General features: G+C 70.0%; 12 protein-coding genes. 7 read left to right on the forward strand and 5 right to left on the reverse strand.

Going from position 1 to position 13,618, the window contains the following annotated elements:
• Positions 1-394: 394 nt before the first annotated feature.
• Positions 395-2,629, reverse strand: a complete 2,235-nt coding sequence (locus ASF44_RS26515; RefSeq protein ID WP_056902340.1) for an acyl-CoA dehydrogenase family protein — start codon at positions 2,627-2,629, stop codon at positions 395-397.
• A gap of 176 nt (positions 2,630-2,805) precedes the next feature.
• Here ASF44_RS26515 and ASF44_RS26520 point away from each other — a divergent pair, with 176 nt between their 5' ends.
• The 3 genes from ASF44_RS26520 to ASF44_RS26530 all read left to right on the forward strand — a co-directional run bounded on the left by ASF44_RS26520 (position 2,806) and on the right by ASF44_RS26530 (position 6,138).
• Positions 2,806-3,672 carry a FadR/GntR family transcriptional regulator gene (locus ASF44_RS26520; protein ID WP_235579357.1) on the forward strand — a complete coding sequence of 289 codons (867 nt, stop codon included), beginning with the start codon at positions 2,806-2,808 and terminating at the stop codon, positions 3,670-3,672.
• A 247-nt stretch (positions 3,673-3,919) separates the two neighbouring features.
• Positions 3,920-5,128: a CaiB/BaiF CoA-transferase family protein gene (locus ASF44_RS26525; RefSeq protein WP_056902270.1), complete on the forward strand. Its 1,209-nt coding sequence runs from the start codon at positions 3,920-3,922 to the stop codon at positions 5,126-5,128.
• Positions 5,129-5,157: 29 nt separating this feature from the next.
• Positions 5,158-6,138, forward strand: coding sequence for a tripartite tricarboxylate transporter substrate binding protein (locus tag ASF44_RS26530; protein ID WP_156374715.1), 981 nt, complete (start codon positions 5,158-5,160; stop codon positions 6,136-6,138).
• 41 nt (positions 6,139-6,179) lie between these two features.
• On the opposite strand, the gene ASF44_RS26535 is transcribed toward ASF44_RS26530, so the two are convergent.
• From ASF44_RS26535 to ASF44_RS26545, 3 genes are read right to left on the reverse strand one after another with little or no spacing between them, the layout of a single operon-like run.
• Positions 6,180-6,998: an enoyl-CoA hydratase/isomerase family protein gene (locus ASF44_RS26535; protein ID WP_235579358.1), complete on the reverse strand. Its 819-nt coding sequence runs from the start codon at positions 6,996-6,998 to the stop codon at positions 6,180-6,182.
• Between the two features lie 8 nt (positions 6,999-7,006).
• The gene (locus ASF44_RS26540) at positions 7,007-7,405 is read right to left on the reverse strand and encodes a Zn-ribbon domain-containing OB-fold protein (RefSeq protein ID WP_056902342.1); all 399 of its coding nucleotides are present in this window, start codon (positions 7,403-7,405) and stop codon (positions 7,007-7,009) included.
• A 5-nt stretch (positions 7,406-7,410) separates the two neighbouring features.
• Complete coding sequence (locus ASF44_RS26545; RefSeq protein WP_056902273.1) at positions 7,411-8,577, reverse strand: thiolase domain-containing protein; 1,167 nt, start codon at positions 8,575-8,577, stop codon at positions 7,411-7,413.
• Positions 8,578-8,646: 69 nt separating this feature from the next.
• On the opposite strand from ASF44_RS26545, the gene ASF44_RS26550 reads away from it, so the two are divergent.
• The 4 genes from ASF44_RS26550 to ASF44_RS26565 all read left to right on the forward strand — a co-directional run bounded on the left by ASF44_RS26550 (position 8,647) and on the right by ASF44_RS26565 (position 12,260).
• Positions 8,647-9,429: an SDR family NAD(P)-dependent oxidoreductase gene (locus ASF44_RS26550; RefSeq protein WP_056902274.1), complete on the forward strand. Its 783-nt coding sequence runs from the start codon at positions 8,647-8,649 to the stop codon at positions 9,427-9,429.
• Between the two features lie 99 nt (positions 9,430-9,528).
• Positions 9,529-10,575: a hypothetical protein gene (locus ASF44_RS26555; protein ID WP_056902275.1), complete on the forward strand. Its 1,047-nt coding sequence runs from the start codon at positions 9,529-9,531 to the stop codon at positions 10,573-10,575.
• Positions 10,572-11,381: an enoyl-CoA hydratase/isomerase family protein gene (locus ASF44_RS26560; RefSeq protein ID WP_056902276.1), complete on the forward strand. Its 810-nt coding sequence runs from the start codon at positions 10,572-10,574 to the stop codon at positions 11,379-11,381. The genes ASF44_RS26555 and ASF44_RS26560 overlap by 4 nt, the downstream gene beginning before the upstream one ends.
• A 12-nt stretch (positions 11,382-11,393) precedes the next feature.
• Positions 11,394-12,260: a MaoC/PaaZ C-terminal domain-containing protein gene (locus ASF44_RS26565; protein ID WP_056902277.1), complete on the forward strand. Its 867-nt coding sequence runs from the start codon at positions 11,394-11,396 to the stop codon at positions 12,258-12,260.
• A 169-nt stretch (positions 12,261-12,429) separates the two neighbouring features.
• Here the strand turns inward: ASF44_RS26565 and ASF44_RS26570 are convergent, their stop codons facing one another.
• Entirely contained in the window at positions 12,430-13,566 is a 1,137-nt protein-coding gene (locus ASF44_RS26570; protein ID WP_056902278.1) for an acyl-CoA dehydrogenase family protein, read from the reverse strand.
• Between the last annotated feature and the right edge of the window lie 52 nt (positions 13,567-13,618).

A 13,618-nucleotide genomic window follows, 5' to 3' on the forward strand; every position in this document is an offset into this window, starting at 1 on the left:
TTCAGGATCGAGCAGGTTGTGCTGCCGATCTTTTCTCGATGGCGCCCGGCTGTGCCGGAGTGGCGTGAGCATGCCTGGGATCTACGGTCTCAAGACCAGTGTCGGCCAACGTCGTTCGCCGGCCCGCCGAGCTCATGGTGCGCACCGACCGCGTGCCCAGCGCCATCATCCCGTCGCGCAATGCGTGTTGCATGGCGCGCAGCGCGCTCGCGAACGGGACCAGGGTCACCACATGGGAAGGGGCCGCCAGCTGCGCGGGTGTCCGGTGGCACCGGCGGAGCGATTCCCCCGTGTCACACCCCCTGGCGTGCGCGGGTCCGAGCAGCCGCAGGTGGCGCAGTGCCAGTCCGTCGCCGATCGGTACCGCGCAATGCCCGACCATGGCGTGCCGGCTTCACCGCGGCAGTCCCAGTCCGCGCTGGGCGATCAGGCTGCGCTGGATCTCGTTGGTGCCGATGCTGATGGCCCACATCAGCGCATGCCGCAGGTTCTGCTCGATGCGGCCGCGCAGGATGGCGCCCGGGCTGCCTTCGCCCAGCGTCGCTACCATGCCCAGGATGTCGAGGGCCGCCTCGCCGAAGCGCTCCATGAGTTCGCCGGAATACACCTTGCTGACGGCAGCGTCCTGCAAGGGCGTCTCGCCGCCGTCGACCTGGGATGCGCAGTGCATCATCATCTGGCGGCCGGCCTCGATCTGGGCGGCCAGGTCGCCGATCCGGTCGCGCACCAGGGCGTCGTCGCGCAAGGGGCGCCCGTGGGCTTCGGCCGTGCGCACGTGGGCGCACAGCAGCTCGAAGGCGCGCGCGACCTTCATCACGATCCCGCCGCCGATCAGGCCGCGCTCGGTGGCCAGCGCACCGGTCAAGGCCTTCCAGCCGCCGTTGACCTCGCCCACGATGGCGTCGGCAGGCAGGCGCAGGTTGTCGTAGAACACGTTGGCGAAACTGCCGCCGTACATCGTCGTGGACGTCTTGATCGTGATGCCCGGCGTGTCCATCGGCACGATGAACAGGCTCAGGCCCGCGTGGCGGGGCTTGGCGTCGGGGTCGGTGCGGGCGGCCAGCAGCATGTAGTCGCCCCAGTAGGTGGTGGTCCAGATCTTCTGGCCATTGATCAGCCAGCCATCGCCCTTCTCGTCGTGCACGCGCTCGGCGCGCGTGCGCATGGATGCGAGGTCCGAGCCGGCGTCGGGCTCGCTGTAGCCCATGCCGTAGATGGCCTCGCCGCGCAGGATCTCGGGCAGCAGCCTCTGCTGTTGCTCCGGCGTGCCGTAGACCTGCAGGATGGCGGCCTGCACCGGCGCACCGACACGCGGGGCATCGACGCGTTCGACCTCTTCCACGAAGGCGATCTGCTCCAGCGCGCTGCGCTCCTGGCCGCCGAAGCGGCGCGGCCAGGACAGCCCGACCCACCCCGTGCGGCCCAGCGCCTGGGCGAACTCCTTGTTGTATTCGCGCTTCTTGAACGAGAGCTTCTCGTGGGCCTCGCGCTGGTGGCCGGCCCAGTTCTCGGCCAGCCAGGCCCGCACCTCGTGCCGGAACGCGTTGCCGGCCTCGCCCAGGTCGTACTCGGGCAAGGTGCCGCCCTCGCCATCGAGGAAGAAGGCGGCCAGCTCTTCCCGTGCGCGCCGGCCACCGCCATGGCGCAGCACGTCCAGGTGCACCTGCTTGAAGTGCCGCGGGGCTTCGTGTTCCTCGCTGTAGCCGATGGCGCCGAACGTGTGCTGGATCTCCAGCATCGCCAGGCGCAGGTTGCTGCCGGCCAGGGCCCAGGCAGCGGCGCTGAACCAATGCCATTGCGGCGTGCCCAGGTCGCATTGCAGCGCGGCGTTGGTGTTGCACAACTGCAGCCCTTGCAGTGCGATGTGCACATTGGCCAGCTTGTGCTGGATCGCCTGGAAGCTGCCGATGGCCTGGCCGAACTGCCGGCGGATCTTGGCGTAGTCGACCACCAGCGCGAACGCGCGCTGGGCGGCGCCCCATGCGCGCCCGGACAGCCCGAGCCGGGACCAGGCGGCCAGGTCGCGCGGTGCGCCGGCAGGCAGCGGCCGGTGCACGCCCGCCACGCCGTCGAGCCGCAGCCGGTGCAGGCCTTCGGTTCCCATGGCCGGGGTCGCGTCCAGGTGCACGCCCTCGGCGGTGGCCTGCACGAAGACCACGGCAGGGCCGGGCACCAGCAGAGCGAAATGCGTGGCGGCATGCGCCGCTTCGACATACGCGATCTCGCCGCTGAGGCGGTTGCCGGCCCAGGTGAGCGCGGGCGCGGCATCGGCGCCGTCCATCGCCAGGACCACGCAGGCATCGCCTGCGCGCATGGCGGCCAGCGGTGTGTCGCGCTCTTCCAGGCGCAGCAGGTTCAGCAGCGCGGCCGACAGCACCGGGGCAGGGGAGGCCGCGCGGCCCAGCTCTTCCATGACCAGCACGATCTCGCGCATGCCGCCCTCCGAGGGGTCCGTGCCGAGGGCGGCGACCCCTTGTTCGGCCAGCAGCTTCCACTGCGTGCGGACGGCCGGGCCGCTGCGCGACAGCTCGACGGCCTGGTCCACCGGCCAATGGCGCTCCAGCAGCCGGCGCACGGCGTCGCGCAGAAGGCCGCGTTCTTCATCGGAGGGGAAAGTGCGTTCGTTCATGTCGTCCACATGGTTGTCAATGGTTGCACCATTATGACGACAACAGACGGCAATGGAAACAGTGCACGCAGGGCCTCGTCATATCATGCGGACCCCACGTCCCAGTGGTCGGCGCCATGCGATCGTTCTCGCGCCATTCATTCCATGTGTTCTCGCGCCCAAGAGGGAGTAGTCCAGTGCCCCGTTCCAAAATCGACAGTGCCGCGGCCGACGCCGCGCCGAAGGCCGAGCCGTCCGCATCGTTCAGCGCCATCAAGTCGGCGCGCGCCTTCGAGGAGATTGCCACGCAGATCCGCGACGAACTGATCGCCGGGCGCCTCAAGGTCGGCAGCCGCCTGCCGGCCGAGCGCGCCTTGTCGGAACAGTTCGGGGTGTCGCGCAACACCTTGCGCGAGGCACTGCGCTCGCTCGAGCATGCCGGGCTGATCCGCCTGCAGAAGGGCGCCAGCGGTGGCGCCTTCATCAGCGAACGCAGCGGACAAGCCATCGTGACGGGCCTGCTGGACATGTACCACGTCGGCGCCATCCAGCCGGCCCAGCTGACGGAGGCGCGGATCTGGCTCGAATCGGTGATCGTGCGCGAAGCCTGCGTGCGCGCCACGCCGCAAGACCTGGAGCTGCTGCACCACAACATCGAGGAGGCCGCCCAGGCCAATGCGCAAGGCAACTTTCCGCTGCGTGCGCAAAAGCACCTGGAGTTCCACCGCATCCTGGCGCGCATGACCGGCAACCCCATCATGGTGATCATGATGAACGGCATGCTGGACGTGCTGCAGCACTTCATCAATTCCATCGGCGACTACAGCAACGTCTTCGTGCTGCCGTCGCGCCGCCGGTTCATGAAGCACATGGAAGAGGGCAACGTGGCCGCCGCAGTCGAGGAGATGGAAACCAGCCTCAAGCGCCTGCAGCGCAGCTACCTGTCGCGTGTGGAAGTCAAGGCCGATGCCGCGGCCGCCGCGGCGGAGGTGGCCGCGACGGCGCCGTCGCCGGTGGGCAGGAGCGCCAGGACGGCGCGCAAGACGCGCGCCGAACCTGGTTGAACCGACGCACCCGACGCGCTGCCCCAGCGCCCCGGCCAGCCGCTTGCGGCTGGCTTTTTTTTGCACGCGGCACGCGTTGACAAGCATCGTCGTCGGCGCATAACATTCGTCAATGGTTGGACCATCGTGGTCTGTGGGGCAGGGCTGCCCCATGGCGCGACCTGCCATCCGACGAGGGCACAGCGCCAGTTCTGCGAGCGCTGGCCCCCCTTACCGGCACCCCACCGATACCGACGAGAGACGAGCCATGCCCCAGACCCCCCCCGACCGTCCCGGCATCCTCGATGGCGTGCGCGTCATCGACTTCACGGCCATGATGTCCGGCCCCTACGCCACGCGGCTGCTGGCCGACATGGGCGCCGAGGTCATCAAGATCGAGCCGCCCGAGGGCGACCACATCCGCAGCCGGCCGCCGCGTCGCGAGGGCCACAGCACCTATTTCGCGCAGCTCAACTGCGGCAAGAAAAGCCTGGCGCTGGACCTCAAGAAGAAGTCCGCCGTCGCGCTGGTCAAGCAGCTGGTGGCGACCGCAGACGTGCTGGTCGAGAACTACCGCCCGGGTGTCATGCAACGCCTGGGGCTGGACTACGCCACGCTGTCGGCGCTCAACCCCAAGCTCGTGTACTGCTCCATCTCGGGCTTCGGCCAGACGGGCGAGTGGGCCGGGCGCAGTGCCTACGCACCGGTGCTGCACGCGGCCTGCGGCTTCGACCTGGCCAACCTGGGCTACCAGGACGGCATCGAGCGGCCTTTGAAGAACGGCATCTTCATCGCCGATGTGCTGGGCGGTTCGCTGGCCTTCGGCGCGATCCAGGCGGCGCTGCTGCGCGCTGCGCGCACCGGGCAAGGCGACCAGGTCGACCTGTCGTTGATGGACGCCATGGTGGGCATGCTGGTCTATGAATGCCAGGAGGCGCAGTTTCCCGCCGAACGCCGGCGCCCGCTGTACCAGCCCACCAAGGCGAGCGACGGCTTCCTGCTGATCGCGCCCGTGAGCCAGAACAACTTCGAGGCCATGGCGCGCGTGGCCGGCCATCCGGAATGGATTGCCGATCCGCGTTTTGCCACCATCCATGCGCGCGAACACCACTGGGGCGAACTCATGGCGCTGCTGGACGACTGGGCCGCCAGCCGCACGGCAGCGCAATGCGAAGAGGCGATGAACGCGGGCGGCGTGCCCAGTTCGCGCTACTTCAACATCCGCGAGGCCATGCAGCTGCCACCCGTCGCCGGGCGCGGCGCGCTGCAGACGATCCACGACGGAGCCGGCGCGTTCCAGGTGCCCAACCCTGCATTCCGCTTCCACCACACGGCGGCACATGCGCGCGACAGCGTGCCCGAACTCGGCGCGGACGGTCCGGCGCTGCTGCAATCGCTGGGGCTGGGCGAAGCCGAGATCGAAGCCCTGTGCGCCGAAGGCGCCGTGCACTGGTGCGCGCCCGCCGAGCAGGCCTGAACCGCCCCCACGACAACGAGGAGACCGACATGCATCCCCATCCGCTACGGCGCCGCGGCGCCCTGGTCCTGCTCGCGGCTGCCGCCGCGCTGCCCGCCTGGGTGGCGGCACAGAACTTCCCCAGCCGACCCATCACCATCGTCGTGCCGTACCCGCCGGGCGGCACCACCGACGTGCTGGCGCGCGCGCTGCAAGACCCGCTGCAAAAACTGCTGGGCCAGCCGGTGATCGTGGAGAACCGGCCGGGCGCCTCGGCCATGCTGGGGGCCAAGCTGGTGGCGCGGGCCCCGGCGGACGGCTACACGCTGCTGTTTCCCAACAACGGGCTGGTGATCTCCCCGCACATCACCCGGGATGCGGGCTACGCGCCGTTGACCGACTTCGCGCCGGTGTCGCTGGTGTCGCTGCAGCCCATGGTGCTCGTGGTCAACCCGTCCGTGCCGGCCAGGACGCTGCCGGAGTTCATCGCCTACGCCCGCGCCAACCCCGGGAAGATCAACTACGCCAGCGCCGGTCCGGCCTCGTTCGGCCACCTGGCCACCGTGCAGTTCGCGCGGGCGGCGGGCCTGGCGCTGGAGCACATTCCCTACAAGGGCCAGGCGCCGACCACGCAGGCGGTGTTGTCCGGCGAGGTGCAGATGCTGCTGTCCACCAGTTCGGCCCAGATGAACGCCTTCATCAAGGAAGGCCGGGTGCGGTTGCTGGGCGTCAGCTCGGCGCAGCCGTCGCCGCTGGTGCCGGGCGGCGTGCCGATCGCCCAGACCCTGCCGAACTTCCAGGCCGATGTCTGGTTCGGGTTGTTCGCGCCGGCCGCCACGCCCAAGGACGTGGTCGCGCGGCTGAACGATGCCATCGGCAAGGCGCTGCAGCAGCCGGAGTTGCGGGCCCGCTTCGAAACCGCGGGCGGCCTGCCTGTGGGCAGCACGCCCGAGCAGATGAAGGCGCGCATCACCCAGGAGTCCGAGGGCTGGGCCGCCATCATCAAGGACGCCAACATCAAGGAAGAGTGAGCCGCGAAGCCCGCGCTACCGGGTGGCGCGGGTCCAGCCCGTCAGCGTGCGCCGGCCTCGGGTGCCGGCCCGAAGCCGGTGTAGGGCGGCGGCCGCTTGGCCAGCATGGCCGCGACCGCCAGCCGCGGTTCCGGCGCCGCGAAGGCTGCGCCCTGGCTGTTCGCCTCCAGCGTGAACATGGTGTGCTGGTCGGAATCCAGCGACGCGTTGAGCGCCGCCTTGGTCAGGCCCAGCGCGGTCGGCGATGCGTGCGTGAGCCGCAGGGCGATGTCGCGGGCGCGCGCCTCGATGTCGTCGCTGGCGTGCACTTCCATCACCAGGCCCATCGCGCGGGCCTCCTCGGCATCGAGTTCGCGCGCCGAGAAGATCAGCTCCTTGGCGCGCTGCAGGCCCACCATGCGCGGCAGCAGGTAGGTCGGCCCGAGGTCGGGCACCACGCCCAGCTTGAGGTAGGACATGGCGAACCGCGCCTGTGGCGAGGCCAGCACGATGTCGGCCGTCAGCGCGAGCGTGAAGCCGGCGCCGAAGGCCGGCCCGTCCACCACCGCGATCAGCGGGCGCGTCAGGTGCAGCAGGTCGTTGATCAGGCGCAGGCCCGACTGCAGGCGCTGCTGCCAGTAGGCCGGCCCGGCGTCGAGCTGCTCCTGGATGAACTGCAGGCTGCCGCCCGCGCAGAACGCGCCGGGCGTCCCCGCGAGCACCACCACCCGGATGCCGAGGTCGGCGCGCACGCGGTCCAGCACCTGGATCAGGTCTTCGCGCAGTTCGCTGTCGAACGGGTTGCGCTTCTTCGGCCGGTTCAGGCGGATCCAGCCGATGCCGTCTTCCACCGTGAAATCGAGGGTTTGCAATTGCAGCATGCGCGACCTCACGCGGGCGTGAACATGGGCACCGCGCCGCCGCCTTCGGCCGGCTTGAAGCAGACCTGCACGCGCTGGCCGATGCGCAGCGCATCGAGATCGCAGTCGACGATGTTGGTCAGCATGGTCACGCCCTCGTCCAGCGTCACGTAGGCGATCGCATAGGGGATGGGGCCGGCGCGGCGCGTCACGCTCACGCTGTAGATGGTGCCGGCGCCCTTGGTGTCTTCCCACGCGGTGTCGCCCATGCAGAACGGGCACACCGGCCGCGGGTACCAGTGCGGCTTGCGGCAGTCCGTGCAGCGGCGCAGCCGCAGCACGCCGTCCCGGGCGCCTGCGAAGAATGGTTCGGTCGCCGCGTCGATGGCGTTGGCCGCGAGCGGCCGGTCCTGGTGCATCGTGGTCATCGTGTTCACTCCCGTTCCATGATCAGTGTGGCGCTGCCGTGGCGCGAGCCCAGCAGGCCGCCCGTGCCTTGGGCCAGTGCCAGCGCGCAGCCCGGCACCTGCACCTTCGGATGGGCTTCGCCGCGCAGCTGGCGCACCGCCTCGATCACCTTGGTGATGCCGCCGCGGTTGGCCGGATGGTTGTTGCACAGGCCGCCCCCGTCGGTGTTGAAGGGCAGCCTGCCCACGCCCGAGATCAAGTTGCCGTCGGCGACGAAGCGGCCACCTTCGCCCTTCTTGCAGAAGCCCAGGTCTTCCAGCTGCATCAGCACGGTGATGGTGAAGCTGTCGTAGATCGATGCGTACTGGATGTCTGCCGGCAGCACGCCGGCTTCCTCGAAGGCGCGCGGGCCGGACAGCGCCGCGCCCGACCAGGTCAGGTCCACCTGTCCACCGAGCTGGCCCTTGATGGTCTCGCCGGCGCCCAGCACGTTGACCACGGGCCGCTTCAGCGCGCGGGCGATCTCCGGGCGCGTGACCACGAGCGCGCCACCGCCGTCGCTGACGACGCAGCAGTCCAGCTTGCGCAGCGGGTCGCTGATCATCGGGGAGGCCAGCACGTCCTCCACGGTGACCACGTCGCGCAGCATGGCGTGCGGATTGTGCTGCGCATGGGTGGAGGCGGCCACCTTGATCCAGGCCAGTTGCTCGGCGGTGGTGCCGTACTCGTGCATGTGCCGCGCCGCCGCCAGCGCGTACATGTTGACGGTGACGGGACCGTACGGCATCTCCCAGGGCACGTCGGGCGTGCCCGCGGCCACGATGCGCGGCGCCACGCCGGTGGAGCCTTCGCTGCGCGGGCGCCCGGCCAGCGTGATCAGGGCGACGTTGCACTTGCCCATGGCGATGGCCTGGGCTGCGTGGGCGACATGGATCAGGTAGGCCGAACCGCCGGTGTCGGTGCTGTCCACATGGCGCAGTTTCAGGCCCAGGTAGTCGGCCATGCTGTTGGCGCCCAGGCCCGGCGCATCGCCGGCGCAGAAGTACCCGTCCACGTCCTGCAGCGTGAGGCCGGCGTCAGCCAGCGCACCGCGCGCGCATTCGGCATGCAGTTGGGCGACGGTCTTGTCGGGCGCCTTGCGGGTGGGGTGTTCGTAGGCGCCGGCGATGCAGGCGCGTCTGCGGATGGTCATGGAGGTCTCGTGTTGACGTTGGAACGCCGTTGATCGTATCATTGGTTCTACCATCAAACAAGGAAACACATGTCCTCTGCCGCTCCCATCGTCTCGCTCGAAGGCCGCACCGTGGTTGTCACCGGTGCCGGACAAGGCATCGGCAAGGCTCTTGCGGAACTGACCATCGCGCTCGGCGGCAACGTGGTCGCCGTGGACCTCAACGGCGAGACCTTGCAGGCCGCGCTGGCCCCCCTGCCGCAGGACCGCGTGCTGGCCGTGGTCGGCAGCGTCGTCGACGCCGACCTGGCGGCACGCGCGGTCTCCGACGCCGTGGCGCGCTTCGGCGCCGTGCACGGGCTGGTCAACAACGCCGGCATCACGCGCCCGGCCATGATCGACAAGATGACCGCCAGGCAGTGGCAGGACGTCATCGACGTGCACCTGACCGGCACCTTCTTCTGGACGCAGGCCGTGGGCCGCCACATGCTGGAGCGCGCCAAGGGCGGCGACCGGACGGGTGGCTCCATCGTCAACATCTCGTCGGACGCAGGGCGCAAGGGCTCCATCGGCCAGATCAACTACGCCGCGGCCAAGGCCGGCATGCTGGGCATGACCATGACCGCTGCGCGCGAGTGGAGCAAGCACAACATCCGCAGCAACTCGATCTGCTTCGGTGTCGTGGAGACGCCCATGACCGAAGTGGTGCGCGGCGAGAAATTCCGCGACGGGATGCTGGCGCAGATCCCGATGGGCCGCTGGTCGACACCTGAAGAGGTGGTCAAGACCGTGTGTTTCCTGCTGTCCGACGGCGCCAGCTACGTGACCGGGCAGCACCTGGCGGTCAACGGCGGTTTCCACATCAGCCTGTGACGGTGCAGCCAGGCGTTGGACTGCTGGCCGCGTGCGCGTGCGCGACGGCCGGGTCCGCGCCGCCGCACCGACCCATGGCCTGAACCCAAGGAGACCCGGATGTACATGCCTCCCGACAGCCGGCTGCGGTTGGACCCGATCGACGAATACACGCACACGCCCGAGGCCGCCGCCAACTACAACGAAAGCATGTACTTCAATGCCTTCGATGCCGGCGCCGGCCTGGGGCTGTGGCTGCGCCTGGGCAACCGGCCCCACGAAGGCCATGCCGAGATGAGCTGCTGCGTCTACCTGCCCGATGGCCGCGTCGGCTTCATGCACGCACGCCCCGCGATCGCCGACAACCGGGCCATGGACGCCGGCGGCCTGCGCATCGAGGTGCTGGAGCCGTTCAAGCGCCTGCGCGTGCGCTACGCGGGCGATCTGCTGCTGATGGACGACCCGCTGGCGATGGCCGACCCGGGCAGCGCGTTCAAGCGCCATCCCAAGCGGCCGGCGTCGATCGAGCTGGAATTCGAGGGCGTCTCGCCCATGCACGGCGGCGAGATCGTGGCGCTGGACGGCTCGCCCATCGTGCTCGACCCCGAGCAGGCGGTGTACCGCGGCCATACCGAGCAGAACATGGCCGTCCATGGCCAGGTGACCGTCGACGGCGTGCGCCACGCCATCGCCAACGGTACCGGCTACCGCGACAAGAGCTGGGGCCCGCGGCACTGGCACAGCTTCTATTGGTACAAGTGGCTGCCGGTCACGTTCGACCGCGATTTCGGCGTGCTGCTGTCCATCAAGGGCCGGCCCGACAGCGGGCCCCACCGCATCAGCGGCAACGTGCTGCGCAATGGCGTCTACGAGGAGGTGATCGACGGCCGGATCGACACCGACTACGACGGGCAGTTCATGCCGCGCGCGCTGACCGCCGAGGTGGTCACGCGCGAGGGCCGCTACACCCTGAGCGCGCGGGTGCTGGCCACCGTGCCGCTGCGGCACAAGCGCGTGGGCGGCGACGCCCGCAACTACACCCGCATCACCGAAAGCATGAGCGAGTACCGCTGCGGCGACCTGCGGGCGCTGGGCATGACCGAGTATTGCGACGTCGTGCGCGACGGGGTCCCGGTCTCGATCGCGCTGGAGGGCGCCGCACCGTGAGCGCACCGACCTTGAAGGTCACGCACGGCGACGGCGTGGCCACCATCACCCTCGACCGCCCGGAGGCCAGGAACGCCTTGTCGCCCCAGATGGCCGACGAGCTGCTGGCCGCGCTCGACGCGCTGCAGCGCGATGGCCGCGTGGGCGCCATCGTGCTGACCGGCGCGGGCGGCAGCTTCTGCGCGGGCGGCGACGTCAAGGGCATGGGGCAGGGCGCCACGCGCAGCACCGAGCAGCGGCGCGCCGGCATGCAGCGTTACCGCCAACTCACGATGGCCCTGCTGGGGCTGGACAAGCCCCTGGTCGCCGCGATCGACGGCGTGGCCTACGGCGCCGGCTTCAGCATGGCCCTGGCTGCGGACATCGTGCTGGTCAGCGACCGCGTGCGCATGGCCATGGTGTTCCACCGCATCGGCCTGGTGCCCGACCTGGGCGCCTGGTACACGCTGCCGCGCGTGGTCGGCCTGCAGCGGGCCAAGGAGTTGATCTACTCCGCGCGCGAGATCGGCGCCGCGGAGGCACTGCGCTTCGGCCTGGCGTTCGAGGCGATGGCGCCGGATCTGCTGCTGCCGCGCGCCACCGCCATCGCCCGCAGCTTCTGCGGCGCATCGGCGCTGGCCATGGGCCTGTCCAAGCGCGCGCTGCAGTCGTCGCTGCAAAGCGAGCTGGGCGCCATGCTGGACATGGAGGCGGCCGGCCAGGCCATCGCCAGCGGCAGCGACTATGCGCGCGAAGCCGTGCGCCGCTTCGCCGCCAAGGAGGCGCCGCAGTTCCAGTGGCCTGCCACCCCGACTTCTCCCAACTGAACGGGCTTTCCCATGATCGACTTCGACAAGACGCGCGCCTGGCAATCGGACGACGTGCGCCACAGCTACACCCACAAGGACAGCATCCTCTACGCTCTCGGCGTCGGCCTGGGCGCCGACCCGCTGGACGCGGCCCAGCTGCGCTTCACCTACGAGAAGGACCTGGTCACGCTGCCCACGATGGCCGCCGTGCTGGCTTCGCCCGGCTTCTGGATGCGCGAACGCAGCGAGCTGGGCATCGACTTCACCAAGCTCGTGCACGGCGAGCAGAGCGTGACCCTGCATGCGCCCCTGCCCGCCGCCGCGACGGTGGTGGGCAAGAGCCGCGTCACGCGCATCGTCGACAAGGGCGAAGGCAAGGGCGCGGTCATGCACGTGGAGAAGACGCTGACCGACGCCGCCAACGGCCAGCTGCTGGCCACCACCGAGCAGGTGCTGTTCCTGCGCGGCGATGGCGGCTTTTCTGCGCGGGGCGGTGGCGACGCGCCCGCCACGCCGCTACCGGCCACACCGGAGACCGCGCCCGACCTCGTGCTGGACCTGCCGACGCGCCCCGATGCCGCGCTGCTGTACCGGCTCTCGGGCGACATCAATCCCCTGCATGCCGACCCGGCCTTCGCCGCCAGGGCCGGCTTTCCCCGGCCCATCCTGCACGGGCTGGCGACCTTCGGCGTGGCCTGCCACGGGCTGGTCAAGGGCTTGTGCGGCTACGACCCGGCGCGCCTGAAGGCCATCCGCGCGCGCCTGTCGGCGCCCGTATACCCGGGCGAGACGCTGCGCCTGGAGGCCTGGCGCCTGGAGGGCGGCGCGCTGGCATTCCGTGGCCGGCTGGTCGAGCGCGACGTGACGGTGCTGACGCACGGCCGCGCGCAGCTGTGATGCGGCCAGGCGGGCACGATGCCCCGGCCTGGCGGCCTGGGCGCTGCGCCGCGTCTCACCAAAGTCCGGGGGGCGATGCAAGGTCGCCGTGGCGTGCGCTGTTCGGCGTACCTTCGGCGGCGGAGCGAGCGGCTTCGGGCGCCGCCCGGGCCGCGCACATGCCGCTGGATCAATGCAGCAGCTGCCGCGCGATCATGTTGCGGTGGATCTCCGAGGCGCCTTCGTAGATGCGCAGCACCCGCAGGTCGCGGTACACGCGCTCGACCACGGTGCCGCGGCAGTAGCCCGAGCCGCCGAAGATCTGCAGCGCCTTGTCGGCGATGCGGCAGGCCGCCTCGGTGCAGATCACCTTGACCATGGAGGCCTTCAGCCGCGCGTCCTCGCCGCGTGCGGCGCGCCACACGGCTTCCCACAGCACCATGCGCGCGGCGTGCAGGTCCATGGCCATGTCCGCGATCATGTGCTGGATGGCCTGGTGCTCGGCCAGCGCCTGGCCGAAGGTGACGCGGGTCTTGGCGTGCTCGATGGTCTGTTCCAGCGCGATGGTGGCCGGGCCCAGCGCCTGGCAGCCCACGTTCAGCCGCCCTTCGTTCAGGCCCGACATGGCGTAGCCCAGGCCACGGCCTTCCTCGCCCAGCAGGTGGCTGGCGGGAATGCGGCAGTCGGTGAACGTGACCTCGCACAGGCTGTCGTCCATCCAGCCCATGGTGGGCATGGTGCGCGCCACCCGGAAGCCGGGCGTGCGCGTGTCCAGCAGGAAGGCCGAGATGCCGTTCTTGCCCTGGCTGCGGTCGGTGGAGGCCAGCACGGTCACGCTCTGGCAGTGGTTGGCGTTGGAGATGAAGACCTTGCTGCCGTTGAGCACGTAGTGGTCGCCGTCGCGCACGGCGGTGGTGCTCATCTTGGCGGCGTCGGAGCCCGCATGCGGCTCGGTGATGGCGATGCAGTTGCGCGAGGTGCCGGCGGCGATGCCGGGCAGCCACTGCCGCTTCACCTCCTCCGAACCGTGGTCCACGATGATGTGCACGCCCGGGCCGAGCGCGGACCGCACGAACGGCCAGAACTGCGGCGGCAGCCGCCCCAGTTCGAGCTGGATCGCGGTGCTGGTGATGCGGTCCAGCGGGTTGCCGCCATAGGCCTCGGGGATGGACATGCCGTAGAAGCCCATCGCGCGCAGCGCGTCTTCGACGGCATCTGGCACCTGGCCGGTGGCGTGGTACTGGGGCTCGAGCTGCAGCAGCTCGTCGACCACCTTGCGCGTGGCGGCCTGCATCTCGGCGGCGTCCGGGGGGAGGTTGAAGTCCATGGGTTTCTCGGTAGGATGGATGCGCAATGTTAAATGGTTGGACCAATGAGAG

This window comes from Pseudorhodoferax sp. Leaf274 (assembly GCF_001422445.1).
Taxonomy (GTDB): domain Bacteria; phylum Pseudomonadota; class Gammaproteobacteria; order Burkholderiales; family Burkholderiaceae_C; genus Pseudorhodoferax.